Below are 25,103 nucleotides of genomic sequence, written 5' to 3' on the forward strand. Positions count from 1 at the left end.
TGAGCTGCGGCGAACTGGGCGCCAATGAAAAGTATCCCTGTGGGCAGTAGGATGAGTAGCACCTTGTATGCGGCGGTGCGCCGGCCGACCGTTTCGCCGAACACTGCAGTCAAACTTATGAGGGTGACGATACTGGTGTAAGTGAGAAGAACGGTCGTCGGGACCCAGTGAGGCATGGCAGTATCTCCGTCCTGAACAGCTCTGGGGCTGCCTGTCTGGTTGGTCCGAACCGGGGAGCCCTGTGAGTCGTTTTGTGAGGCATGGAGGTCGTCAGCGACGCCTTGCAGTTCATGGATTGGTTCGGCGGCGTCCAATCCAACGCAGCGTCAATGCTTGTTTTGGAACGCTGCGTAGAATGTCCAGCACGTAGGCGGCGCGATGCCACCAACGGGCGTTCTCGGCACTTAGGTCGTATAACTCACCTTGCCACTCCTCCAGCCATCGTGTTCGTACTGAAGCGGGTAGTAGAAAGCTCAGCAAGCCCAAGATCGAGGCTCCCAGTGGAGTTGCCGAGGCGGCTCCAGCCGGACCTAGGCGCGGACCTTCCGCTGCCTTCCTACCCCTCGTTGCAATTGCCAGGGAAAGTGGCCTACGTGGCACCCGCCGTCTGCCGCGATACCTATCGGGCTCGCTACTAAGCCGTTGGCGCATTACTTCGACCCCCCGCTAATGCGGTGTATCCCTAAGATGCGACAGGACCTCGTCAAGGCGGGCACATCAGTAGCCCGGTTGAGGACGAAGTCGCCCAGTAGTGGAGACGTCTCTGGCGCGGGTGGAGGTATCGGCTAGAGCGAGGCGGGCGGTTTCGACGCCCCCCGGGGCGAACTGGTAGTACCGTCGCCGAGGCCGCCCTTGATCCTCGTGCTCAGCGGGATCTTCCCAATGGGATTCCACCCAGCCGGCCTGCTCAAGACGGGCGAGAATTGGATGGAGGGTGCCCGACTTGAGGCCGGTCTCGCGAGCAATGTCACGGCCCCATCGCGGGTCGGCGGGCGTGGCAAGTAGGGCGCGAATCACTGCCACGGTCTGCGGTGTGAGGCGTGGCGTTTCTGGCATGGCTCGACTCTACCTAGATAGGGTATCGATGTCTACCTAGGTTGCTTGCTTCGGTGCGCCAGGCCAGCCCTGTGCGCGAATTTGGCGAGATGATCGAGGCCTGGCACCTGCTGAAGGACGCTCCTATGCCGCGTCAAGTGGGTGGGGTGGGGTTTCGAGGCGTCGGTAGAGGTCTCGGGCGACGTAGCGTTTGAGGCAGCGTTTGATCTCGCGGTCGGCTTTGCCTTGAGCACGGCGGCGTTCGGCGTAGGCGCGGGTGGTGTGGTCGCGTTGGAGGCGGGTCAGGACGATGGTGTGTAGGGCGCGGTTGAGTTGGCGGTCGCCTGAGCGGTTGAGCCGGTAGCGGGTGGTCTTGCCCGACGATGCGGGGATGGGGGGCGGTGCCGGCGAGCATGGCGAACGCTGCGTCGTTGCGGCAGCTTCCGGGGTGGGACCAGGCGGTGAGCACGGTGGCGGCGACGATCGGTCCGACGCCGGTCAGGTGCAGCAGGTCCGGTCGCCAGGAACGCACGATCGTCCGGATTGCCTTCTCGTGCTCCAGGGCTTCGGCTTCGAGGAAGCGGACGCGGCGGGCGAGGTCACGTAGGACGGTCAAGCTCCTGAAGACGTCCACCTCCGCGCTGGTGGTGGGACGTAGTCGGGTGGCGGTGGTGAGCATGAGGCGGGTGCTCTGGCCGCGGAAACAGGCTCGCACGACCTCGGGTGAGGTGATCATCAACGCGTGCAGTTGCCGCTGGGCGTCGGCGCTGGCTCACAGTCAGGTCAAGGGGCGTCGCCGATGTTGGTGCCAAGCGTCAGAAGGAATAGGTGCGGGCGACCGCCAGCATCTCCGAGGTGTGCGACCCGGCCACCCCCACCCCCGCCGGCCGTGCCCGGAACCCCGGCAACGCCGTCAACCCGTCGCTGGCGTCCATCGCCCGCAGCGCCACCTTGGCTGCCCGGGGCCGCACGGTCAGGGTGATCTCGACACCCTCCGGCGGCGGGGCGTGGAAGACGATCCCGAAGCCCCACCGGTCCAGCGACGCCTCCTCGACGGTCGGTTGCCGCCCAACGGGCACGTCCCGGCCGGCCACCTCGGCCCGGGTCACCTCGGCGGTGGTGGCGTCCACGTGCAGGGTGGCCAGCCGGACGGTGCGCTGGGGGAGCAGTCGTAGCCGCAGGGTGCGCAGTCCACCGGCGGTGGTGTCGGCCAGCACCTGCACCGTCGGCGCGGGCAGGTTCGCCGCCGGTGCCACCCCGGTACGCATCGACTCCCTACCCAGGCCGGGGAACGCTGCGCCCAGGTACTCGCTGAAGTGTGAACCGGCGTGCTCCTTGGTCCACGGCTGAGGTTCCTCCTCGCGGGTGATCCACTGCGCCTCGTTGGTGTCGGCGTCGAGGGCGTACATCAGGTGGGTGGGGACCGGGTGGTCGGCGTCGAAGCGGTCGACCGCCAGGCCGACTCCGGCGAACAGGGTGGCGGCGAGCGCGGCGGCGACGGCCGGCAGCGCGCCGAGCCGACGGCCATGGGCGGCGACCCGGCGTCGCTCGTCGTGGGCGGCCGGGTCGACCGCGCCGTGTTCGTCGGCGGTCGGGCCGGGGAGTCCGGCTGCCGGGTGCAGCAGGTCGAGCACCGGCAGCGCGGCCAGCCCCAGCAGCACCGCGAACAGGGCCGCCACCCCGCCCATCGCCATCCCCAGCGCGGGGAAGAGCAGCACCACCGTGGGCAGCAGGATCACCACGGCGACCGCGCCGGCCAGGGCCGTCGCGACCACCGGCCACGGGCCGTCGATCCGGCACCGTAGCGCCACCAGGCCGGCGAGCGCGCCGGCCAGCGCCGGCAGGGTGGCCAGGTACGCCCCGCCGGGCACCAGCGTGGCCAGCACCACCCCGAGCAGGGCCAGCCAGCCCAGCCCGCCGACGGCCAGCGCCGCCGGGCCCACCCGGCGGCGGGTCAGCGCGTACCAGGCGAGCAGGATCGCGGCGGCGAGCGCCACCACCGCCAGCCGGTACCAGACCGGCCGGTACGGGTCGAGCAGCTCGGCGTAGCCGGGTCGCAGCGCGGTGATCCCCGCCCAGAGTAGTTGGGCGGCGATCGGGGCGGCCACGATCGGCACCAGCGCCAGCCCGAACCCGGCGAACAGGCGACCGGTGCCGGCCCGGCCGGTGTGCCGGACCTGCCAGCCCAGCACCAGCACCCCGAGCACCGCCAGGGCGGCCAGTGGCCAGGTCAGCCAGCCGGGGTAGCGGACCAGCCCGCCCGGCACCGGGAAGTAGGTGGCGTCGTGGCCGGACTTCAGCGCCGTCAGGTCGGCGCGGCCGAACTCCCGGGCCAGCCCGAGCGCGTTGTCGCCGTGCATCTGGAGGCTGCCCCGGTCCATCGCCGCCGGGGTGTCCAGCGGGGTGTGGTAGATCGCGCCGCCGTCGATGTACGCCGCGTTCAACCCGACGAAGTCGTTGTCGAGGAAGGCGGTGAAGTCGGTGTCGTTGGGCAGCGCCCGATAGATCTCCACGGCGAACGAGGTGCCCACCGGGTGCGGGGCGCCCCGGCCGAAGGCGGCCACCAGCTCGGCGTTGTTCCGGGACGTCTCGAACATGATCACCGGGCCGGTGGAGCCCCGCGCCTCCAGGTTGAGCACCACCCCGCCGTCGGCGGCCAGCGGGTGACTCGCCGCGAACGCCGCCGCCCCGCACAGGCAGGCCTCCTCGGCGTCGGTCAGCACGAACACGACGTCGTTGCGGGGCCGGGGACCGGCGGCCAGCGCCCGGGCCACCTCCAGCACGGTGGAGGTGCCGGCCGCGTCGTCGTTGCCACCCGGGCCGGTCTGCACCGAGTCGTAGTGCGCCACCAGGAAGACCCGGCCGGTGGAGGCGGTCCCGGGCAGTCGGGCCACCACGTTGCGGACCCGGGCGAAGGTGGCCCCACCGGCCGCCCCGCTGAGCTGCCCGGCCTCCGGGGCGACGGTGTCCTGCACCTCGGTCTGCAGGCCCAGCCCGCTCAGCACCCCGACCAGGTGCTCACGGACCTGGTCGTTGGCGGCGCTGCCGGCCGGGTGCGGGCGTTGCGCCACCGTCTGCACCGTCCGGTACGCCCGCCCGGCGCTGAACTCGTCGGCCGGGGCGTCGACCGGCCGGGGCGTCGGGGTGGCCAGGGTGACCAGCATCGCGGCACTCACCGCGACCAGCGCCAGCAGGGCGGCCAGGGCGGCGAGCGGACGACGCCGGGGCCGGGCCAGCGCCCGGTCGGCGGCGGAGGCGGGGGGTGCGCCCACGGGAACTCCTCGGAGGTGGTGCGGAGGTGGTGCACCATCCTGCCCCCGCCGGGGCGCAGCCGGGGCGTACCGGAACCGAACCGTGACGCTGGCCGCTGCCCGGACGCTCACCTGGTGACGGCCTTGCCCGGGAACGCCCGGACCGGGCGGACCGTGTTGTGTGCGACCGTTGTCTAATACAGGATCAGCAGGGCACTCGGAAGGAGCCCGACATCACCAGCGAACTCCCGCGTCTCGCGGCGGTGACCCGGTCGCACCGGGGGCCTGGCTCGGCCGGGCCCTCCGTCGCGCCGTACCCGCACGGCGGGCTGGGGCCGCACCCCAACCTGCCGCCGGGTGAACGGCTGCGGGTGCTGCTGGTCGAGGACGACGAGGGCGACGCCTTCCTGGTCGGCGAGCTGCTCGCCGAGACCAACTCGATGATCGACCTGCTGGTCGCCACCAGCCTCAGCGAGGCCCGGCGGCGCATCGCCGGCGTCGACTGCGTGCTGCTCGACCTCGGGCTGCCCGACGCGCAGGGCCTCGACGGGCTGCGCCGGGTGCTGGAGATGTCCAGCGGCGCGGCGGTCTGCGTGCTTACCGGCCGCTCCGACGAGCACCTCGGCATCGTCGCGGTCGCCGAGGGCGCCCAGGACTACCTGGTCAAGGGGCAGGTCGACGGGGTGCTGCTGACCCGCGCCCTGCGCTACGCGGTGGAGCGCAAACGGGCCGACGAGAACGCCCGCCGGCTGCGCGAGGTCGAGCTGCGCCAGGCCGAGTCGGCCCGCCTGGAACGGGGCCTGCTGCCCCAGCCGCTGATGACCACCGACGAGGTGGCGGTGCACACCTTCTACCGGCCGGGCCGGCACGCGGCGCTGATCGGCGGGGACTTCTTCGACGTGGTGCAGACCCAGCCGGACCGGGTCGACCTGATCGTCGGCGACGTCTGCGGGCACGGGGTGGACGAGGCCGCGCTCGGCGTCGAGCTGCGGGTCGCCTGGCGGGCGTTGATCCTGGCCCGGGTGCCCGACGACGAGGTGCTGCCCGCCCTGGAACAGGTGCTGATGAGCGAGCGCCGGCTCCAGGAGATCTTCGCCACCGTCGCCACCGTCCGGCTCGACCTGGCCGCCAACCGGGCCACCGTCCGGCTGGCCGGTCACCCGCCGCCGCTGCTGCTGTCCGGCGGCAAGGTCGCGCCCGTCCCGGCCCGTGGGGGCCTGCTGCTCGGCGTACGACCCCGCCGTCCCGTCGCGTTCGACCTGGAGTTCGACACCGATGACTGGTCCCTGTTGATGTACACCGACGGTCTCATCGAGGGGCGGGTGGGTGACGGCGACGACCGGTTGGACGTCGACGGGCTGACCGGCCTGCTCCAGGAGCGCGCCAACCACGCCGTGCCGCTGTCCGAGCTGCCCGCCTGGCTGGTCGGTCGGGCCGAGCAGATCAACGGGGGGCCGCTCGCCGACGACGTCGCCATGCTGCTGGTCAGCCGGGGCGGTGGCCGGTGAACACGTACCGCCGGGGGTGGACCCTGCGTCGTCGGGTGCTGGCGTTGCTGGCCGTGGTCGGTGTGCTGCTGGTCGGGTTGGCCGTGGCCGAGGCGGTGGTGGCGGCGAAGAACCGCTCCTACACCGACGCCGTGCTCACCCGCACCGGCCCGCTGCGGGTGCAGGGGCAGGAGCTGCTCAACGCACTGCTCGACCAGGAGACCGGCATCCGGGGGTACGCGGTCAGCGGCAACCGTGCCGACCTGGCCCCGTACGAGCAGGGGGTGCGGCAGGAGCGCGACGTGGCCGCCACGATCGCCGACCTGAGCCGTGACTATCCGGCGGTCGCCGGTGCGCTGCGCACCGCGCAGCAGCAGGCGGCGGACTGGCGGCGGACGGTGGCCGAGCCGGTGATCGCGACCACCGGGAGTAGCGGCACGGCCGCCGGCCAGGCGTTGATCACCGCCCAGGCCCGGCAGGAGTTCGACCAGATCCGGGCGTCGGTGGGTGACCTCCAGGCGGCGATCCTGGCCGAGCGGGAGAAGGGCGCCCGGGACATCGAGCGGACCGGCAACATGCTGGTGATGCTGCTGATCGTCGCGGCGGTGGTGGTGGTGCTCGCCGGCACCCTGATGCTGCTCTCCCTGGAGCGGATGGTGATCCGGCCGCTGACCGGCCTGGCCCAGCAGGTGCGGGAGGTCGCCGCCGGTGACTACCAGCACCACATCGCCGGGACGGGGCCGCCGGAGTTCCGTCGGCTCGCCGACGACGTGGACGTGATGCGGCAGAAGATCGCGAAGGACCTGGCGGAGGTGCGGGCCGCCCGGGAGAACATCGAGTGGGTCAACAGCCAGTTGCAGAAGCAGGCCGAGGAGCTGACCCGCTCCAACCGTGACCTGGAGCAGTTCGCCTACGTCGCCTCGCACGACCTGCAGGAGCCGTTGCGCAAGGTGGCCAGCTTCTGCCAGCTGCTCCAGCGGCGGTACGCCGGTCAGCTCGACGAGCGGGCCGACCAGTACATCGCGTTCGCCGTCGACGGCGCGCAGCGGATGCAGCGCCTGATCAACGACCTGTTGGCGTTCTCCCGGATCGGCCGGCTCACCACCGGTTTCGTCGACGTCGACCTCAACCGGGTGATGGGCGACGTGGCCAGCCAGACCGAGCCGGGCCGGCAGTACGCCGACGCCGAGCTGACCTGGGGCGAGCTGCCGGTGATCCGGGGCGAGGAGCCGCTGCTCACCAACCTGCTGGTCAACCTGGTCAGCAACTCGGTGAAGTTCCGCCGCCCGGACGTCACGCCGAAGGTGCGGGTCTCGGCCCGGTTGGTCGACGCCGAGTGGGAGATCACCTGCGAGGACAACGGCATCGGCATCGAGCCCGAGTTCGCCGACAAGATTTTCGTGATCTTCCAGCGGCTGCACGCCAAGGACGCCTACCCGGGCACCGGCATCGGCCTGGCCATCGTCAAGAAGATCGTCGAATATCACGGCGGTCGGGTCTGGGTGGACACCGACCGGGCCGAGGGGACCGCGATCCGGTTCACCCTCCCGGCCCGGCCGGAGGACGTCGAGGCGGCGAAGGCCGCCGAGGCGGGCCCGGCGGCGGCAACCGGTGCGGACGCCCCAGCAGGGCCCGACGGGGACGCCACGGTGACGCCCGAGGGAGACGCCCCGGCAGGCTCCGACGGGGACGCCACGGCAGCGCCCGACGGGGACGGCACGGCGACGACGGCCGACGACGACGCCGCGTCCCGCCCGGCCGGGGACACCGGGCCGGCGGACCGGCCGATCCCGGTCGGCCGACAGCCGGGCGGCACGCAGGACGAGGACCCACCCGGCGGGCCGCCGGGGCACGGCACCACGGGTGGTACGAAGGAGGGGGTGGGATGACCGCGCCGGCGGACGGCAAGAGCCCGATCGAGGTCCTGCTGGTCGAGGACGATCCGGGTGACGTGCTGATGACCCAGGAGGCATTCGAGGAGCACAAGCTCCGCAACCGGCTGACCGTCGTCTCCGACGGCGCCGAGGCGCTGGCCTACCTGCGGCGCGAGGGCCGGTACGCGGACGCGGTGACCCCGGACCTGATCCTGCTCGACCTGAACCTGCCGCGCCGCGACGGCCGGGAGGTGCTGGAGGAGATCAAGAACGACGAGGTGCTGCGCCGCATCCCGGTGGTGGTGCTCACCACCTCCCAGGCCGACGAGGACATCCTGCGCAGCTACCAGCTGCACGCCAACGCCTACGTGACCAAGCCGGTGGACTTCGAGCGTTTCATCTCGGTGGTCCGTCAGATCGACGAGTTCTTCGTCAGCGTGGTGAAGCTGCCGCCTCGTGGCTGACCAACTGCTCGCCGACGTCGGCACGCTGCTGCGGGAGACCGCGGCGGACGTGGTGTTGCCGCTGTTCCGCAAGCTGGACGACGCCGACGTCACCGAGAAGGCACCGGGTGACCTGGTCACCGTCGCCGACCAGCGGGCCGAGGAGCGGATCTCGGCGGAGTTGCGCCGGCTGCTGCCGGGGTCGCTGGTCGTCGGCGAGGAGGCGGTGGCCGCGGACGGGTCGTTGCTGCGGCACCTGCGCGGCGGCGGCGACGTGTGGGTGGTCGACCCGATCGACGGTACGGGCAACTTCGCCGCCGGCCGCCGGCCGTTCGCGCTGATGGTGGCCCTGCTCACCGACGGTGAGCCGGTCGCCTCGTGGGTGTTCGACCCGCTGGCGGAGACGATGGCCGTGGCCCGGGCCGGGGCCGGGACCCGGTTGGACGGCCGGCCGGTACGCAGGACCCCGGTCGTGCCGCCGGAGCGGTTGCGGGGCACCGCGATGGTCCAGTACCTGCCCCGGGCCACCCGGGACCGGGTGGCGGCGGGCGAGGGCCGGGTCGGGGAGCTGCTGCCCGGTCAGCACTGCGCCGGCCGGGAGTACCTCGACCTGCTCACCGGTGACCAGCAGTTCGTCCTGTTCTGGCGGACCCTGCCCTGGGACCATCTCCCCGGTGCGCTGCTGGTGCGCGAGGCGGGTGGGGTGGCCCGCCGCTTCGACGGCACCGACTACCACCCGGCCGACGACGGGCACGGGCTGCTGGTCGCCTCCGACGAGCAGACCTGGCACGAGGTCCGCGCCGCCCTGCTCGGCGACTGACCGCCCACCGCCTGCACGTTCGTGGGTGCCGGGCGGTGGGCCGCCCGGCCGGTGTGGCGGGTCGCCGGGCGGGGGACGGGCGGGCCGCCGGGCCGGTGTGGCGGGGTCGGTCGAGCCGGGCGGTGGGCCGCCCCGGGGGTGGCTGAGGGATCGATGAGATGGACTCTCGGCGACGGGTTCGACACGCCGTGTCGAGCGTTGCTGTCCGGTGTCGTCACGGGCCTGGTCACCGGGCGTGATTGCGGTAGTGTGACCGGCGGTCTCCGCCCCCAGGCCGCCAACCGGGGCCGGCGGGACCGCCGCCGTACCGGCCCTGTGGCGGGCGTCGGCGGCAGAGGGAAGGACAACCTCCGTGCCCAGGACCAGCCTGACCCGGCCAGGCGTGCGTCGGCCGTTGACCGTGCTGCTCGCCGCGCTGGCGCTGCTGCTCGGTGTCGGTGCGGTGCCCGCCTCGGCGGAGCCCGGTGAGGGTGGCACCAAGCAGCTCAAGGATGCGCTGACGGCGGCGGCGAAGGGGCACATCGAGGCCAAGGCCAAGCTGGACAGCTCCAAGCGGCGGCAGACCGCGCTGGCCGCCGAGTTGAAGGTGGTCGAGGGCCGGTTGGGTGAGCTGACCGTCCAGGTGGGCGAGGTGGCCGCGCAGTCCTACCGGGTGGGCCGGTTGACGCCGACGTCGATGCTGCTCAACACGGCAAACCCGGAGGCGTTCCTCAAGCGCGCCGCCGACCTGGACATGATGGCCCAGCGGGACGGCAAGCAGCTCCGTGCCCTCGCCGAGGCGCGGCAGACCGCCGCCGAGGCCACCCTCGCCATCAACGCCGAGGTCCGCGAGCAGCAGAAGCAGCTCGCCACGCTGGCGAAGAAGAAGCGGGACGCCGAGCGCGCCCTGGCCACCGTCAGCTCGGGCAGCAGCGCCGGCTTCAGCGGCGGGTCGAGTTCGGCCGCGCCGGCCCCGCGCAACTCCGACGGGTCGTGGCCGGGCGAGTCGTGTTCGGTGAACGACCCGACCACGTCCGGTTGCATCACCCCGCGCACCCTGCACGCCATGCAGCAGGCCAAGGCGGCCGGCTACAAGCGGTTCGTGTCCTGCCACCGCAGCGGCGGGGGCGGCGAGCACCCGAAGGGTCGGGCCTGCGACTTCTCGGCCGCCACCAGTGGCTTCAAGGACGAGACGGCCACCGGCGGGGACAAGGCGTACGGCGACAGCCTGGCCAACTACTTCAAGAACAACGCCAACCGGCTCGGCGTGCTCTACGTGATCTGGTACCGGCAGATCTGGATGCCGAACACGGGTTGGCGGGCGTACAGCGGGTCGGGCAGCCCGGCCGCCGACCACACAAACCATGTTCATCTTTCGATGTACTGACCGTCCGGCCCAGGAACGGGACGTAGCATCGCGACGGTGAGCAGCTCATCGTCCGACGTCGTGACCGCTCCGACGCCTCCCGCGCCGGTTCCCTCCCGCGCCCTGCCCAACGGGCTCGCCGCGTTCCTGGTCTTCTTCGCAAGCGGTGCGGTGCTGGTGTTGGAGACGGTCTCGTTGCGCCTCGTCGGCCCGTACGTCGGGGTGACCCTCCAGGTGACCAGCTCGGTGATCGGCATCGCGTTGGCCGCCATCGCGTACGGGGCGTGGACGGGCGGTTGGCTGGCCGACCGGCGGGACCCGCGCGGGCTGCTCGCCCCGGCGCTGATCCTGGCCGGCATCGCCGCCGCCGTCACCCTGCCGGTGGTCCGGTACGCCGGTGAACTGCTGCGCGGCGGTGCGGTCAGCGGCATCCTGCTGCTCACCGCGTTGGCCGTGTTCGTGCCGGCGGCGCTGCTGTCGGCGGTCACCCCGCTGGTGGTGAAGCTGCAACTGGCCGACCTGCGGCGCACCGGGCAGGTCGTCGGGCGGCTGTCCGGCATCGGCACCCTCGGCGGCATCACCGCCACCCTGTTCACCGGGTTCGTGCTGGTGGCGGCGCTGCCCAGCACCGTCATCCTGATCGGGTTGGCGGCGGCGCTCGGGGTGGTCGGGCTGGCGCTCGGGGTCTACCTGCGCCGGCAGGAGGCGGCGGGGTTGCCCGGTCCGGCCCGGCTGAAGGCCACCCTGGCGGTGCTCGGGTTGGTCGCGGCGGGGCTGAGCGCGGTCGCGCCGAACCCGTGCGACGTGGAGACCGCGTACCACTGCGCCCGGGTGGAGCGTGATCCGGCCCGCGACGGTGGGCGCACCCTCTATCTCAACTCGGCCCAGCACTCGTACGTCGACCTGGACGACCCGACCCACCTGGAGTACGAGTACACCCAGTGGATCGGCGCGGTCGCCGACGTGGCCGCCCCGAAGGGGCAGCGGCTGGACGCGCTGCACCTGGGCGGGGGCGGGTTCACCATGCCCCGCTACCTGAGCGCCACCCGGCCGGGCACCGACAACGTGGTCTTCGAGATCGACGGCGAACTGGTCGAGCTGGACCGGCGCGAGCTGGGCGTCCGCACCGGGCCGGGGCTGCGGGCGGAGGTGGGCGACGCCCGGATGCTGGTCGCCGGGGAGCCGGCGGACAGCCGGGACCTGGTCGTCGGGGACGCCTTCGGGCACCTGGTGGTGCCGTGGCACCTGGCCACCCGGGAGATGGCGGCGGAGGTCGACCGGGTGCTGCGCCCCGGCGGGATCTACGTGCAGAACGTCATCGACTACCCGCCGGGCCGGTTCATCCGCTCGGAGCTGGCCACGGTGGCCGCCGAGTTCGAGCACGTGGCGCTGGTCGCGCCGCCGGAGGCGATCGCCGGGCGGCAGGGCAGCAACTTCCTCATCGTCGCCTCGGACGCGCCGCTGCCGCTGGACGCGCTGCGGACCCGGCTGGGCACCGTGGCGAAGATCCCCGACATGGTCGCCGGCAGCGAGGTGACCCGGTTCGTCGACGGGGCACTGGTGTTGACCGACGACTACGCCCCGGTGGACCAACTGCTCGCGACCGCCTGATCGGGTGACTTTCCTGACCGATTACGACCATCGAGGTGTAGGTCGGGCCGTCCCGGGCAACTCGGTCGACCATGGGTGCAGGAGTCCGGAACGCAGCCCAGCTCCTCGGTGAGCGGTACCGGCTGATCGAGCAGCTCGGCGCGGGCGGCATGTCCGTGGTGTGGCGCGGCTACGACCAGGTGCTGGGCCGGCAGGTCGCGGTGAAGGTGCTCGCCTCCCGGCTGGCCACCGACCGGGCCTTCCGGCACCGGATCAGGATCGAGGCGCAGGCCGCCGCGCGGCTCTGCCACCCCAACATCACCAACGTGTACGACTACGGCGAGTCCGAGCAGGTCGGGCTGACCGTGCCGTACGTGGTGATGGAGCTGGTGGACGGCGGTCCGCTCACCGCGCGGCTCGGCCGCGACGGGCAGCTGCCCTGGCGGGAGGCGGTGACCATCGGGGCCGAGGTGACCTCGGCACTGGCCACCGCGCACGCCCGGGGGGTGGTGCACCGCGACGTCACCCCCGGCAACGTCATGTTGACCGCGACCGGGGTGAAGGTGGTCGACTTCGGCATCTCGGCGCTGGTCGGGGAGAGCGAGAAAGGGCCGGACGGCACCCTGCTCGGCACCCCCGCCTACCTCGCCCCGGAGCGCCTCGACAACGGCCAGGTCTCCCCGGCCACCGACGTGTACGCCGTCGGGCTGCTGCTCTACCGGATGCTCACCGGGCGGTTGCCCTGGCAGGCCAGCACCACCACGCAGATGCTGCGGGCGCACATGTACCACGACCCGGAGCCGATGCCCCCGGTACGCGGGCTGCCCGACGAGGTGGTCGAGCTGGTCGGCCGCTGCCTGGCCAAACGCCCGGAGGACCGGCCGGCGACCTCGGAGGTGGCGCGTACCCTCGCCTCGGCGGCCGGGATGGTCGCGGCCGTGCCGGTGTCCCCGGCCCCCGGGCGGCTCGACCCGGCGTTGCTCGCCAACGCCGGCACCACGATCCTGCCCTGGTCGGCCGACACCGACGCGTTGCCCTTCTCGGGTCGGCCCCGGAGCCGCCGCGCCGCCACCCGCCGCCGCCGGATCGAGGCCGGGGTGGCCGCCGCGAGCCTCGTCGCCGTCACCGCGGCGATCTGGGGGGTGACCTCGCGCAGCCCGGCCAGCGGCGGTGTCGAACCGCCCACCGAGGCCCGGATGGGGTTGCCCGACACCATCCCCTGCGAGGTCGAGTACGCGCTGCGCAGCGACTCCGGCAAGGACTTCGCCGCCCAGCTCACGCTGACCAACACCGGCCCCCGGGAACTGCGGGACTGGACGGTGAGCTTCGCCTTCCCCGGCCAGCAGGTCGTCACCGGGCCCACGCCCCAGGTGCGCCAGGAGGGGCGTCTGGTCCGGGTCACCGCGGCGGCCGGCCGTGCCGCGCTGGCCCCGGGCGGGTCGGAGAAGCTCGCCCTGACCGGCCGGTACACCGGCGGCAACCCGTTGCCGTTGGAGTTCGCCGTCGGCGATTCGAGCTGCGGGGTGCGGGTCTCCGGGGTGGCCGGCAGCGCGCCCGTGGTGAAGCCGCCGACGGTGAAGAAGCCACCGGCGAAGAAACCGGCGAAGACGTCCGGCAAGGGTGGGTCCGGCGCTGCCGGCCCGGCGAAGCCCAAGCCGAAGTCCGAGAAGCCCGCCAAGGGGCCCGACCCGGCGGCGGGCAAGGGGGCGGGTGCGACCAAGGGAAAAGCGGGAAGGTGACGGGGAAGGGAGGCAAGGGCGCAGGTGGCGGCTCCTTCGGGGGCCCGGGTGGCGGTCCCGGCACGGGGCCCCGGGGCTGAGGCCGAGGGCTGCGACCTGGTCGCGGCGGGCGGACGGCGCGGTCAGCGTAGGGCCGCGAACCGCTGCACCTGGGCGATCCCGCCCTCCACGACGAGGATGCTGCCCGGCCCGAGCACCGTGTCCGGGTCGGCGTACCGGAAGCGTTCCCCGGCCGGCTTCGCGCCGACCACCATCACCCCGTAGCGTTCCTGCACCGCCAGGTCCCGCAGCCGGTGACCGACCAGCGGCGGGGGGACCGGCACCTTGGCGATGGCGAAGTCGTCGCCGAACTCCATGAAGTCGAGCATCCGGCTGACGATCAGGTGGGCCACCCGTTCCCCCGTCTCCGCCTCGGGGAAGACCACGTGGTGGGCGCCGACCGAAGCCAGGATCTTCGCGTGCTTGCGGGAGGTGGCCCGCGCCCACACCTGCGGTACGCCCACCTCGGTCAACGCCAGCACGGTGAGCACGCTGGCCTCCACCGAGGCGCCGATGGCGACCACCACCCGGGAGAACTCGCCGACGCCTAGCTGCCGCAGCGCCTGCTCCTCGGTGGCGTCGGCCTGCACCACCCGGTCCAGCGACGCCGACCAGCGTTGCACCCGGTCGGGGTCGCGGTCCACGGCGAGCACCTGGTGGCCGAGCCGGGTCAACGCCCCGGCCAGGTGGCAGCCGAACCGGCCCAGCCCGATCACGGCGATGTCGCCGTCGCCCTCACCCCTAGCCGACAACGGGTTGCTCCTTCGGGTAGCGGTACAGCCGGTGCCGGGTGTTCAACGCGATCGCCGAGCCGAGGGTGAGCGGGCCGATCCGCCCGATGTACATCAGCACCGTCAGCACCAGTTGCGCCGACGCGGGCAGGTGCTGGGTGAGCCCGACGGTGAGGCCGGCGGTGCTGAACGCCGAGGTCACCTCGAACAGCGTCTCGTTGGCCCGGACGTCGGTGGTGAGCACCGTCAGGCCGAGCGTGCCGACCGTCACCAGTGCGACGCTGAGCAGCGCCACCGTCAGCGCCTGACGTTGGCTGGCCACCGCGATCCGGCGGCGGCCCACGGTGACGTCCGGCTCGCCGCGCAACTCCGCCCAGATGACGAAGCCGAGCAGGAAGAACGTGGAGACCTTGATCCCACCGGCGGTGCTGGCACTGCCACCGCCGATGAACATCAGGGCGACGAGCAGCGGGTAACTCTCCTCACGCAGCGCGGCCACGCCGATCACGTCGAATCCGCCGGTACGGCTGAGCGCGATCTGGGTGAACGTGGCGAGCAGCTTGCCCGGGGTGTCGTAGGTGCCGATGGTGAACGGGTTGTCCCACTCGGCGGCGAGCAGCCCGACGAAGCCCACGGCCACCAGCACCACACTGCCCCAGATGGTCAGCTTGGTGGCCACCGCCCAGCGGGCCGGCCGGCGGCGTCGGCGGAACGCCTCGAACAGCGCGGGGAAGCCCAGCCCGCCGACGATCCCGCCGAACGCCAGCGGCAGCGCCACCCACGGATCACGGGCGAAACCGACCAGCCCGTCGGTGTAGAGGGTGAAACCGCCGTTGTTGAACGCCTGGATCGAGTGGAACGTCCCCGACCACAGCGCCCGGCCCGGCGGGTAGTCGTAGGCGAGCCGGAGCCGGGCGGTCACCACCGCGGTCATCACCAGCTCGCAGCCGAGCACCGTGCCGGCGATGCGCATCAGCAGGCGACGCAGGTCGGCGGAGCCGTACTCGGCCGTCTCTGCCTGCACCAGCAGCCGGTTGCGCAGCCCGAGCTGCCGGGTGACCGCCAGGCTGACCAGGGCCGCACCGGTGAGGATGCCCAGCCCGCCGACCTGGGTGAGCACGGTGATCATCACCAGCCCGAACCCGTTCCAGTAGTTCGGGGTGTCGGTGACGGCCATGCCGGTGACCGAGACCGCCGAGGTGGCGGTGAACAGCGCGGTCACCAGCGGGGTGTAGCGGTGCTCGCTGGTGGCCCAGGGCAGCATCAGCAGGCCGGTGCCGATCGCGATCGTCACCAGGAAACCGAACGGCACCAGCCGGACGGGGTGACGAAGGAACCGGCGCACCACACAATCCTGTCGACTACGGCGCGACCGGGCCGGTGAATCGCGTATCCCGGGCCGGTGCCGGCTTCCGCGCTCGTCTCCCCGCAGGGTTCACCTGGCGGCCAGTCGACGACCAACTGGCGGTCAGCCGCGCCCGGTCTGCTGGCATCGCCCCATCGGCACCTGCCGGGGCGTCCCGGGCTTCGACCGGGGTGCCCCCCGACGAAGGAGACCGCGTTGCGACGTACCCTTTCCGCCCTCGGTGTGGCCGGCGCGCTGCTCGCCGTGGCCGTCGCCGTCCCGGTGGCCGTGCCCGGCGCGGCCTCGGCCCGCGAGGACGACGCCGACCGCGCGGACCGGGCCACCCACCGGCCCCTGGTGATCGGCCACCGGGGAGCCAGCGGCTACCGCCCGGAGCACACCCTGGAGGCGTACCGGCTGGCGATCCGGATGGGCGCCGACTACATCGAGCCGGACCTGGTCTCCACCCGGGACCGGGTGCTGGTCGCCCGGCACGAGAACGAGATCTCCGGTACGACCGACGTGGCGACCCGCCCCGAGTTCGCCGGCCGCAAGGCCACCAAGACCATCGACGGGGTACCGGTCACCGGCTGGTTCACCGAGGACTTCACCCTGGCCGAGCTGAAGACGCTGCGGGCCAAGGAGCGGCTGCCCCAGGTGCGGGTGGCGAACACCGCCTTCGACGGCCGGTTCGAGGTGCCCACCTTCCAGGAGGTGCTGGACCTGGCCCGCGCCGAGTCCAAGGCGCGGGGCCGCACCATCGGCGTCTACCCGGAGACCAAGCACCCCAGCTACTTCGCCTCGATCGGGCTGCCCCTGGAGGAGCCGCTGGTCGCGGTGCTGCGCCGCAACAAGCTGACCCACCGCAACGACCCGGTCTTCATCCAGTCCTTCGAGACCGGCAACCTGCGCAAGCTCGACCGGATGATCGACGTGCCGCTGGTGCAGCTCCTCGACGCCACCGGCCAGCCGTACGACCTCGCCGCCGCCGGTGACCCGCGCACCTACCAGGACCTGGCGACCGCCGCCGGCCTGCGCGGGATCGCCCGGTACGCCGACGGGGTCGGCCTCAACAAGAACCTGATCGTCCCCCGGGACGCCACCGGGAAGCTGCTCGCCCCGACCACGGTGATCCGCGACGCGCACCGGCACCAGCTGGTGGTGCACGCCTGGACGTTCCGCGCCGAGAACCAGTTCCTCCCGGTCGACTTCCGGATCGGCACCGACCCGAACGCCCGGGGCGACATCACCGCCGAGTACGAACTCTTCCTCGGTCTCGGCCTGGACGGCGTCTTCGCCGACCAGCCGGACACCGCCGTCGCCGCCCGCGCCGGCCTGTCCACCCGCTGACCCTGCGCCCTGGTCTGGCCTGGCCTGCCCGGGCCTGGCCTGGCCTGGCCTGCCCGGGCCTGGCCTGGCCTGGTCGGGCGCTTGATCGACTCAATGTCGTCCAGGTAGCGGTGTCCCGTCGCCCGGGACACCGCTACCTCGGCCCCCGGAAGTAGATCAACCGGCCAGGCGCGATCCCGGACCGGCCAGGAGTCGCCCGGCCGTGTTACGCATGGTCTCGCTGGCACGTGGTCACGGCCGGAACCTACAGTCGGGCCATGGGCATCGACGGGCCGCCGCCGGCAGGAACTACCGGCCGGGTACGCGTGCGTGCCGTCTATCCCGGCAGCTTCGACCCCTTCACCCCCGGTCATCTGGACGTGGTGGACCGGGCACGCACCCTCTTCGACGAGGTGGTCGTGCTCGTCGCGGTCAACGGCAGCAAGCATCCGGGCGTCGACGAGGAGCGGCGGGCCGCCGCTGTCCGGGCGAGCCTGCCGATGGGATGGACCTCCGTCACCGTCGCCGCCTGGCGTGGGTTGACCGCCGAATACTGCCTCCGCCACGGGGCGGGAGTGATCGTCCGGGGCGTACGGAACACCACCGACCTCCAGACCGAATGCCGGCTCGCGGCGATGAACCAGTCGCTGGGCGTCCCCACGGTGTTCCTGCCCGCCCAGCCCGAACTGGCGGCGATGTCGTCGACCGCCGTACGCACGCTCGGGAAGTCGCTGTCGCGACCGGGGTAGCGCGGAGGCCGGGCGACCGGGGCGTACCGACTGTGGAGGGTTGTTGTCGCCTGGGCCGCTGTCGCCTGGGCCGTAATAACTCTGCACGATCCAACGGTCCGGCTGGTGGAGGCCGGCCGGATACCGCTGTATCGGCTCAGGGGAGTGGCGTGACCCCGGGTCTCGGGCTCGGGAGTCCGATCAGAGACTTCCGCCCCCGGTGCTGCGGAGGTTGCTGCCGTCCGTCGGGTTCCGGTGGTCGTCCAGGCGGCGGCGGGCCTGCTCCGATGCCGCCAGGTCACGTACCTTCTGGTCCCCGTCGGTCACGGACCGGCGGCCACGACGCCACCATGTCACGGCTGCGAGGGCCAGGAGTACGACGACGAGGATGATGAGCCAGCGCATGTCTGCCTCCAGCGGGTGAGAACTCTGCCGTCCAGGGTGGACCCCCAGGTCAAGGACTGCCGACAACGGGGCGGTGCGGATCTTCACGCCTGTCGGGTGCGCCGGGGCGGTAGCCGGTGACGTGTGCACCCGATTGCCCGCGCACCCGGTGGTGGCTGTCGGGTGGGTTCCCCTGCACCCAGAGTAGCCGCCAGGCGAGTCACCGTATATCCCGGCCGCCTCACACCGTATTGCCGTGGGCCGGACTACCGGGACGATCTGCCCTGCCCGGGGTTGCCCGCCCTCCCCCGCCGCCGCCCACGCCCCGGCCTTGCCCCCCCCACGCCCGTAGCAACGCACTCCCTCCCCTCCCGCCGTCCCCTCCCTCCCCGGTGATCAAGAAGTTTGCGTCACCCTGAGGCCGATTCATGACGTAAACCTCTTGATCAACTGCGCAGGGGGCCGGGGTTACCTGCCGGGCTGGTAGACATGTCGGATGAGCGGGGATCGGGCGGCGGTGCGGGAGCGGGCCGAAGGGGTGCTGCGGCGGCTGGCCGGTGAGCACGCCCGGCTGCGGGAGGACCAGTGGCGGGCGATCGAGGCGCTGGTGGTGGACCAGCGGCGGGTGCTCTGTGTGCAGCGCACCGGGTGGGGCAAGTCGGCGGTCTACTTCGTGGCCACCGCACTGCTGCGTGAGCGTGGCGAGCACGGCCCGACGGTCATCGTCTCGCCGCTGCTGGCGCTGATGCGCAACCAGGTGGAGGCGGCGGCCCGCGCCGGCATCCGGGCCCGCACCATCAACTCCGCCAACCTCGACGAGTGGGACGAGATCACCGCCGAGATCCACGCCGGGGCGGTCGACGTGCTGCTGATCAGCCCCGAGCGGCTCAACAACCCCGACTTCCGGGACACCGTCCTGCCGAGGCTGGCCGCCACCACCGGACTGCTGGTGGTCGACGAGGCGCACTGCGTCTCCGACTGGGGGCACGACTTCCGGCCCGACTACCGCCGGCTGCGTACCTTCCTGGGCAACCTGCCGGAGCGGACCCCGGTGCTCGCCACCACCGCCACCGCCAACGAGCGGGTGACCCGGGACGTCGCCGAGCAACTCGGCACCGAACCCACCCCACCCCCCACCGACCGCCACGCCCGCCGCGCCGAACTCTCCGCCGACCGTGCCGTGTCGCCCGCCGGACCTCGCGCCGACGGGAGTGCACCGACCGGCGATCCCGCCGCGTCGCCCGCCGACCCTGCCGCGTCGCCCGCCGATCCTGCCGCGTCGCCCGCTGGTCCTGTCGCGTCGCCCGCCGACGCCGGTGGACGACGGGCCGACGTGCTGGTGCTGCGGGGCACCCTGGACCGGGAGTCGCTGCGGCTGGGCGTGCTCGACCTGCCCAGCCCGGCGCACCGGCTGGCCTGGCTCGCCGATCACCTGGACGCGCTGCCCGGTTCGGGGATCATCTACACGCTGACCGTCGCGGCGGCCACCGAGACCGCCGAGTTCCTGCGTGGTCGCGGCTGGTCGGTGGCCTCCTACACCGGTCAGGCCGACGACGCCGACCGTCGCGCCGCCGAGCAGGACCTGCTCGACAACAAGATCAAGGCGCTGGTGGCGACCAGTGCGCTCGGGATGGGGTTCGACAAACCCGACCTCGGTTTCGTGGTGCACCTCGGTGCGCCGCCCTCGCCGATCGCCTACTACCAGCAGGTCGGCCGTGCCGGTCGCGCCGTCGAACACGCCGAGGTGCTGCTGCTGCCCGGGGTCGAGGACGCCGCCATCTGGCGCTACTTCGCCTCGCTCGCCTTCCCGCCCGAGGACCAGGTGCGCACCGTGCTGGCCGCCCTGCACACCGACCGGCCGCTCTCCACCCAGGCCCTCGAACCCATCGTCGACCTGCGCCGGACCCGCCTGGAGTTGATGCTCAAGGTGCTCGACGTCGACGGCGCGGTCCGCCGGGTCCGTGGTGGCTGGCTCGCCACCGGCGAACCCTGGACCTATGACGAGGCCCGGTTGCGCCGCGTCGCCGAGGCCCGCACCGCCGAGCAGCAGGCCATGCGCGAGTACGCCAGCACGCCTGGCTGCCGGATGCGATACCTGCGGGACTGCCTGGACGACAGCGGTGCCGGCGACTGCGGCCGGTGTGACCGCTGTGCCGCGCCGCTGTTCACCGCCGACGTGTCCGGTCCCGTGTTGACCGCCGCGCAGACCTTCCTCGGCCGCCCCGGCGTGCAGATCGCCCCCAAGAAGCTCTGGCCGACCGGTCTCGACGCGGTCGGCGTACCACTGAAGGGGCGGATTGCCCCGGCGGAGCAGGCGTTGCCCGGTCGGGCCGTGGGGCGGCTGTCCGACCTGGGCTGGGGCGGGCGGCTGCGCGGCCTGGTCGGCCCGGACACGGCCGACGGGCCGGTCCCCGACGACGTGGCGGCGGCCGTGGTGGAGGTGCTGAAAGCCTGGGCACACGGCGACGACCCGTGGCCGCGCCGCCCGGCCGGCGTGGTCGCGGTCGGCTCCCGCAGCCACCCGACCCTGGTCGCCTCGCTCGCCGAGCGGATCGCCACGGTCGGCCGGCTGCCGCTGCTCGGCCTGGTCACGCCCACCGGCCCGGCCGGGGCCGGCGGGCCGCGTGGCAACAGCGCCCAGCGGGTACGCGCCCTGCACGACGCCTTCACCGTCACCGACGAGGTGGCCGGCGCTTTGACCGGGCTGGACGGCCCGGTGTTGCTCGTCGACGACCTGGTCGACTCCGGCTGGACGATGACGATGGCCGCCCGGCTGCTGCGCCGCGCCGGTGCCCCCGACGTCCTGCCCCTCGCCCTCGCCGTCGCCGGCTGACCCGGCCCGCTCGACCGTGGCGACGAGCAGTCACGTCAGACGGTCGACCCCGTTGATCAGTGGGCGGTCACGGCGGGCGGTCGACCCGGGAGCGGTCACGGCCGGCGGTCGAACACCGGCTGACCCGGCCCAGTCGATCGGGGCGACGAGCCACCATCGCAGGTCACCGGCAGCCGGTGGGTCGACCCGGGGTCGCGGGCCGGCCGGCGGCTGCCGGGCCGGGCGGAAAGTTCCCCGGCCGGCCGAGGTGCGACCGTCGCCACGGTGCCCGGCCGCCACCCCGACGCCGCCGGGGTCGACGGTACGGTGGGCAGATGGCCGACCAGCGATCCGTCACCCGGCCCGCCGGCCCGGCAGGTAGCGGCGGCCCGGCCACCGACCGGGGCACCCCGCAGCCGGTGGACCGGCAGGACCGGGGTACCCCCGACGCGGAACCGGGGAACCGGCCGGGACCAGGCGACGCGGAGCCCGGCGGATGGGTGCTGTCCGCCGGGGGGACGCCGGCCGGGGGCGGGGGGTCGACCGTCGGACCGGACCGGGCCACCCTGCGGATGGCGCTGGTGGTCGGCGGTCTGGTGCTGGCCGTCCTGCTCGGCTTCGGCCTCGGTCGGGCCAACGGGCGGCCGACCGACCGTACGACGGCGACTGTCGCCACCGCCGCAGGGGACCACACCCACGCACCGGGCACCGGGGCGCACCAGCACGACGCCACCGGTGGGGACTCCTCCGGTGACGGGGCCACCGGCCTGTCGGTCACCGCCGGCGGCTACACGCTCACCCCGTCGGGTGGGGAGTTCGTCGCCGGACGGGCAGGGGAACTGCGGTTCCAGATCCGCGACGCCCAGCGCCGGCCGGTCACCCGGTTCGCGATCGTGCACGACAAGCCGATGCACCTGGTGGTGGTACGCCGCGACCTCACCGGGTTCCAGCACCTGCACCCCACGATGGCCGCCGACGGCACCTGGTCGATCCCGCTGACCCTGCCGCAGCCGGGCGTCTGGCGGGCGTACGCCGACTTCACCGCCCTCGCCGACGACGGCCAGCAGACCCCGGCCACGTTGGGCGTGGACCTGGTCGCACCGGGGGACTACACGCCCCGCGCACTGCCCGCCCCGGCCAACCGGGCTTCCGTGTCCGGCTTCACCGTCGACTACTCGGGTACCCCGCAGGTGGGTGCCGCCGTACCCCTGCGGTTCCAGGTCCGGGACGCGGCGGGACAGCCGGTGGTCCTGGAGCGTTACCTCGGCGCGTACGGGCACCTGGTGGCCCTGCGCGAAGGCGACCTGGGCTACCTGCACGTGCACCCGGGCCCGGGGCCGACCGCCGACACGGTGACGTTCTGGCTGACCGCGCCCGGCCCCGGCAGCTACCGGATGTACCTGGACTTCCAGGTGGCGGGCGTGGTGCGGACCGCCGAGTTCACCCTCACGGTCCGCTGACCCCCGGCCACCGGCACACCCGGCCCGGTGCGGCGGTGCCGACCCGCGTGCCCGGCCGGCCGTCGAGACGGCTCAGCCGGAGCTGCTCACCTGGAGGGGCCTACCCGGCCCGGTTCACCCGGCCCGGTTCACCCGGCCCGGCTCAGCCGGCCGGCTCACCCGGAGGGGGTCTACTCGGAGCCGCTCAGCTGGAGCGGCTCAGCCGGCCCGGCGGACCGGGCGGCGGGCGAGGTAGCGGAGCAGGTCGCGGATGTGGTGCTTCTCCTCGGCCGGCACCGCCGGATCGGCCAGCCGGTCGAGGATCACCCGGACGTCCGCCTCCACCGGGCCGTCGTCGGCGCGGCGGCGGGGGGCGGGTCCCGCGTCGGGCAGGCCGAGGGCCCGGAAGGCCGCCGCCACCGGCAGGTCGAGGGCGGCGCAGAAACCGCGCACCTTGGCCAGCTCGGGATAGTCCTGCCAGTCACCGGCGAGCCAGCGGAAAACGGTGGATCGACCGACCCCGGTGTGGGCAGCGAGGTCGCTCACCGTCCAACCCCGCTCGTCACGGGCGTCGTCGATGGCTCGTCGCACGAACCGTGCGAATGCCATCTGGGGTGATACCTCTGTCGAACCCATGCCGGTGAGATCGTCCCTTCCGGTGGGAGTCGGGTGTCCGGTGCGCCCTTCGAGGGTAGTACGGCGGGACGTCGTGACAATTGCCCGACCGTCCGTCCCTTTCGCGCCGACGGCGTCGCCGCACCCGGGGCAGCTGGCGGACGGGTGCGGACTGCCACAGTTGTCACCAACCCAGGACGGTCGGTGGGGCCCCCGACCCGTCCCGTACGCCGAGGAGGAGCCATGGCCGAGCCCGACCGTCCGGTGCCGCACCGCCCGGGTGCGGTCAGTCTCTTCTTCGTCGCCAAGGCGGGGGTGTTCGCCCTGGGCTTCTGGAGCTGGCTGCTGGTGCTGGTGGTGACCGGTGGCGGGGTGACCGGCGGGCACGTGCTGGCCGCCGCCGGGGCCGTCACCACCACGCTGGTGGGGGTGGTGCTGGGCGTGTGGCTGGCCCTGCAACGCAGCGCCGCCGCCCGGCACGCCGAACTCAAGCGGCTCCTGGTCGACATCTCGTGGAACGCCTTCGCCGCCGCCGGCAACGCCGAGTCGGCCGGCACGGTGGTGCCGTTCCCCACCACGTCCGTCGAGGGCGAGCGTGGGGAGCGTGATCGGGTCCCTACGGTCTTCGCCCGAGGGCCGGGGGAGTGGCCCGGCGGGCGACGTCGCTGAGCCCGGTCACGCCCTGCCGACGGGTGCGGGCCGGTCGTCCAACAGGATCGACAGGCGCGGGGTGACCTGCCACTGGTCGACCAGCTGCTGATATTCGGCCCGCTGCGGCCCGGTGTCGGTGCCGGACCCGGTGCGGCGGGCGCGGATCAGCAGGTTGCGGGGGGTGTGCCGGGAGTCGACGAACTCGACCACCTCGGCCCGGTAGCCGTGCACCCGCAGCAGCCCGGCGCGTAGCGCGTCGGTGAGCACGTCGGCGAAGCGTTCCCGCAGGATGCCCTGCCGGGTCAGCAGCTCGTACGGGGCCGGCGTCGGCCGGGAACGCAGCTGTGCCGCCAGGTCGTGGTGGCAGCACGGCGCGGCGAGGATCCACCGGGCGTCCCAGCGCACCGCCCGGGCCAGCGCCTCGTCGGTGGCGGTGTCGCAGGCGTGCAGCGCGAGCACCAGGTCGGGGGCGGGTTCCACCACCGCGTCGGCGATGGTGCCGGCCACGAAGGAGACCCGGTCGGCCCAGCCGAGGCGGGCGGCCAGTTCGCTGTTGCGCTGCCGTTGATCCTCCCGGACGTCCACCCCGACCAGTTCCACGTCCAGCCCGCGACCGGTGAGGTACCGGTAGGCGGCGAAGGTCAGGTAGGCGTTGCCGCAGCCCAGGTCGACCACCCGCAGCCGGCCGGTGAGATCGTCGGGCAGGGTGGCGGCCAGCGCGCGGAGGAAGGCGTCGACCTGCCGCCGTTTGGCCGCGTTGCCGCCGATCGTCGCGAAGATCGGGTCCCCCGGATCGAGCAGGTAGTCCTTCACCCGGTCGTGGCCCTCCGGTCCGGCCACCGGTCGGTCGGCGGTGGCCCGGTGCACCTGGGCCTCACCGGACTTGGTCACCCGCAACTGGAGGGTCGCCCCGGCGGTCTCCACGTGCCAGTTGCCGAACGGCTCGGCGAGCAGCGCGTCGACCGCCGCGTCGGCCTCCGCGCCCGGCGACACGTTCCGGGTGTACGGCCGGACGCCGTCGGACGTGGAGATCTGCAACCGGGGGCCGGTCTTGAGGGCCACCGGGCGTAGTTCGGCCCGGACCAGGGAGGGGCGCTGCCCACGGCGTCGACCGGCGGCGACGGCGCGGGTCAGGGCGGGGTCGAGCAGCAACGCCCGGACCTCGGTGAGGGCGGCGTCCAAGGGTTCCGGCATCGTTCCATCATCCTTCCCGGCCGATCGTTGCCGCGATCGGGCCAACCCGAGGTGTCCCGCACCGCCCCGCACCCCTGCGCCGCGCACCCCACCCACCGGCTCACCCCACCGCACCGGCCCCACCCACCGGCTCACCTCACCGCACCGGCCCCACCCGGCAACATCTCGCGGCAGACCCGCAGTCGGTCTGCCTTACCCACACAGACCCGGGGTGGCCTCAAGATCAGATTGCAGTTTTGCAGACGACACGCC

General features: G+C 73.1%; 19 protein-coding genes and 3 pseudogenes. 13 read left to right on the forward strand and 9 right to left on the reverse strand.

Going from position 1 to position 25,103, the window contains the following annotated elements:
• Window positions 1–717: 717 nt before the first annotated feature.
• From AB0B63_RS17245 to AB0B63_RS17260, 4 genes and pseudogenes are all read right to left on the reverse strand, one after another.
• Window positions 718–1,056, reverse strand: a complete 339-nt coding sequence (locus AB0B63_RS17245; protein ID WP_357019499.1) for a MarR family transcriptional regulator — start codon at window positions 1,054–1,056, stop codon at window positions 718–720.
• 123 nt (window positions 1,057–1,179) lie between these two features.
• Window positions 1,180–1,428: a transposase gene (locus tag AB0B63_RS17250; protein ID WP_357019613.1), complete on the reverse strand. Its 249-nt coding sequence runs from the start codon at window positions 1,426–1,428 to the stop codon at window positions 1,180–1,182.
• 43 nt (window positions 1,429–1,471) lie between these two features.
• A pseudogene (locus tag AB0B63_RS17255) lies at window positions 1,472–1,771 on the reverse strand (hypothetical protein); the annotation flags it as partial.
• A 79-nt stretch (window positions 1,772–1,850) separates the two neighbouring features.
• Entirely contained in the window at window positions 1,851–4,307 is a 2,457-nt protein-coding gene (locus tag AB0B63_RS17260; protein WP_357019502.1) for a M28 family peptidase, read from the reverse strand.
• A gap of 242 nt (window positions 4,308–4,549) precedes the next feature.
• On the opposite strand from AB0B63_RS17260, the gene AB0B63_RS17265 reads away from it, so the two are divergent.
• The 7 genes from AB0B63_RS17265 (at window position 4,550) to AB0B63_RS17295 (ending at window position 13,584) form a co-directional block, all read left to right on the forward strand.
• Window positions 4,550–5,794, forward strand: coding sequence for a fused response regulator/phosphatase (locus AB0B63_RS17265; protein ID WP_208568282.1), 1,245 nt, complete (start codon window positions 4,550–4,552; stop codon window positions 5,792–5,794).
• On the forward strand, window positions 5,791–7,662 hold the full coding sequence (locus tag AB0B63_RS17270; protein WP_357019506.1) for an ATP-binding protein: 1,872 nt from the start codon (window positions 5,791–5,793) through the stop codon (window positions 7,660–7,662). Before AB0B63_RS17265 ends, AB0B63_RS17270 begins: the two co-directional genes overlap by 4 nt.
• Window positions 7,659–8,111, forward strand: coding sequence for a response regulator (locus AB0B63_RS17275; RefSeq protein WP_357019509.1), 453 nt, complete (start codon window positions 7,659–7,661; stop codon window positions 8,109–8,111). Before AB0B63_RS17270 ends, AB0B63_RS17275 begins: the two co-directional genes overlap by 4 nt.
• Complete coding sequence (locus tag AB0B63_RS17280; RefSeq protein ID WP_357019512.1) at window positions 8,104–8,910, forward strand: inositol monophosphatase family protein; 807 nt, start codon at window positions 8,104–8,106, stop codon at window positions 8,908–8,910. Before AB0B63_RS17275 ends, AB0B63_RS17280 begins: the two co-directional genes overlap by 8 nt.
• 352 nt (window positions 8,911–9,262) lie before the next feature.
• Complete coding sequence (locus tag AB0B63_RS17285; protein ID WP_357019515.1) at window positions 9,263–10,276, forward strand: hypothetical protein; 1,014 nt, start codon at window positions 9,263–9,265, stop codon at window positions 10,274–10,276.
• 36 nt (window positions 10,277–10,312) lie between these two features.
• Window positions 10,313–11,866, forward strand: a complete 1,554-nt coding sequence (locus AB0B63_RS17290; protein ID WP_357019518.1) for a fused MFS/spermidine synthase — start codon at window positions 10,313–10,315, stop codon at window positions 11,864–11,866.
• A gap of 71 nt (window positions 11,867–11,937) precedes the next feature.
• Complete coding sequence (locus AB0B63_RS17295; protein WP_357019521.1) at window positions 11,938–13,584, forward strand: serine/threonine-protein kinase; 1,647 nt, start codon at window positions 11,938–11,940, stop codon at window positions 13,582–13,584.
• 122 nt (window positions 13,585–13,706) lie between these two features.
• Here the strand turns inward: AB0B63_RS17295 and AB0B63_RS17300 are convergent, their stop codons facing one another.
• Both AB0B63_RS17300 and AB0B63_RS17305 read right to left on the reverse strand, forming a co-directional pair.
• Complete coding sequence (locus AB0B63_RS17300) at window positions 13,707–14,375, reverse strand: TrkA family potassium uptake protein (protein WP_244252651.1); 669 nt, start codon at window positions 14,373–14,375, stop codon at window positions 13,707–13,709.
• On the reverse strand, window positions 14,365–15,699 hold the full coding sequence (locus AB0B63_RS17305; protein WP_357019525.1) for a potassium transporter TrkG: 1,335 nt from the start codon (window positions 15,697–15,699) through the stop codon (window positions 14,365–14,367). The genes AB0B63_RS17300 and AB0B63_RS17305 overlap by 11 nt, the downstream gene beginning before the upstream one ends.
• A gap of 216 nt (window positions 15,700–15,915) precedes the next feature.
• Here AB0B63_RS17305 and AB0B63_RS17310 point away from each other — a divergent pair, with 216 nt between their 5' ends.
• Window positions 15,916–17,049, forward strand: coding sequence for a glycerophosphodiester phosphodiesterase (locus AB0B63_RS17310; protein ID WP_357019528.1), 1,134 nt, complete (start codon window positions 15,916–15,918; stop codon window positions 17,047–17,049).
• Window positions 17,050–17,306: 257 nt separating this feature from the next.
• Window positions 17,307–17,777, forward strand: coding sequence for a pantetheine-phosphate adenylyltransferase (gene coaD / locus AB0B63_RS17315; protein ID WP_357019531.1), 471 nt, complete (start codon window positions 17,307–17,309; stop codon window positions 17,775–17,777).
• Window positions 17,778–17,957: 180 nt separating this feature from the next.
• On the opposite strand, the gene AB0B63_RS17320 is transcribed toward coaD, so the two are convergent.
• Complete coding sequence (locus tag AB0B63_RS17320) at window positions 17,958–18,161, reverse strand: hypothetical protein (protein WP_357019534.1); 204 nt, start codon at window positions 18,159–18,161, stop codon at window positions 17,958–17,960.
• 475 nt (window positions 18,162–18,636) lie between these two features.
• On the opposite strand from AB0B63_RS17320, the pseudogene AB0B63_RS17325 reads away from it, so the two are divergent.
• The 3 genes and pseudogenes from AB0B63_RS17325 to AB0B63_RS17335 form a co-directional block, all read left to right on the forward strand.
• Window positions 18,637–19,254, forward strand: a pseudogene (locus AB0B63_RS17325) (DEAD/DEAH box helicase); the annotation flags it as partial.
• Window positions 19,255–19,347: 93 nt separating this feature from the next.
• A pseudogene (locus AB0B63_RS17330) lies at window positions 19,348–20,973 on the forward strand (helicase-related protein); the annotation flags it as partial.
• 314 nt (window positions 20,974–21,287) lie between these two features.
• Window positions 21,288–22,412, forward strand: a complete 1,125-nt coding sequence (locus tag AB0B63_RS17335; RefSeq protein ID WP_357019537.1) for a hypothetical protein — start codon at window positions 21,288–21,290, stop codon at window positions 22,410–22,412.
• Window positions 22,413–22,610: 198 nt separating this feature from the next.
• Here AB0B63_RS17335 and AB0B63_RS17340 read toward each other — a convergent pair whose 3' ends face one another.
• A complete protein-coding gene (locus tag AB0B63_RS17340; RefSeq protein WP_208568271.1) occupies window positions 22,611–23,027 on the reverse strand; it encodes a helix-turn-helix domain-containing protein in 417 nt (138 codons plus the stop codon).
• A 222-nt stretch (window positions 23,028–23,249) separates the two neighbouring features.
• On the opposite strand from AB0B63_RS17340, the gene AB0B63_RS17345 reads away from it, so the two are divergent.
• Entirely contained in the window at window positions 23,250–23,675 is a 426-nt protein-coding gene (locus AB0B63_RS17345) for a hypothetical protein (protein WP_357019540.1), read from the forward strand.
• Between the two features lie 6 nt (window positions 23,676–23,681).
• Here the strand turns inward: AB0B63_RS17345 and AB0B63_RS17350 are convergent, their stop codons facing one another.
• Complete coding sequence (locus AB0B63_RS17350) at window positions 23,682–24,851, reverse strand: SAM-dependent methyltransferase (RefSeq protein WP_357019543.1); 1,170 nt, start codon at window positions 24,849–24,851, stop codon at window positions 23,682–23,684.
• Window positions 24,852–25,103: the final 252 nt, after the last annotated feature.

The sequence above is a fragment of the Micromonospora sp. NPDC049081 genome (assembly GCF_040648835.1).
Lineage (GTDB): Bacteria > Actinomycetota > Actinomycetes > Mycobacteriales > Micromonosporaceae > Micromonospora > Micromonospora antibiotica.

What these genes read in the sequence shown, in the direction of transcription:
- AB0B63_RS17350 (WP_357019543.1), bottom strand. Translation starts at nt 24,851, where the DNA reads ATGCCGGAACCCTTGGACGCCGCCCTCACCGAGGTCCGGGCGTTGCTG.
- AB0B63_RS17275 (WP_357019509.1), top strand. Translation starts at nt 7,659, where the DNA reads ATGACCGCGCCGGCGGACGGCAAGAGCCCGATCGAGGTCCTGCTGGTC.
- AB0B63_RS17345 (WP_357019540.1), top strand. Translation starts at nt 23,250, where the DNA reads ATGGCCGAGCCCGACCGTCCGGTGCCGCACCGCCCGGGTGCGGTCAGT.
- coaD (WP_357019531.1), top strand. Translation starts at nt 17,307, where the DNA reads ATGGGCATCGACGGGCCGCCGCCGGCAGGAACTACCGGCCGGGTACGC.
- AB0B63_RS17320 (WP_357019534.1), bottom strand. Translation starts at nt 18,161, where the DNA reads ATGCGCTGGCTCATCATCCTCGTCGTCGTACTCCTGGCCCTCGCAGCC.
- AB0B63_RS17340 (WP_208568271.1), bottom strand. Translation starts at nt 23,027, where the DNA reads ATGGGTTCGACAGAGGTATCACCCCAGATGGCATTCGCACGGTTCGTG.
- AB0B63_RS17335 (WP_357019537.1), top strand. Translation starts at nt 21,288, where the DNA reads ATGGCCGACCAGCGATCCGTCACCCGGCCCGCCGGCCCGGCAGGTAGC.
- AB0B63_RS17295 (WP_357019521.1), top strand. Translation starts at nt 11,938, where the DNA reads ATGGGTGCAGGAGTCCGGAACGCAGCCCAGCTCCTCGGTGAGCGGTAC.
- AB0B63_RS17245 (WP_357019499.1), bottom strand. Translation starts at nt 1,056, where the DNA reads ATGCCAGAAACGCCACGCCTCACACCGCAGACCGTGGCAGTGATTCGC.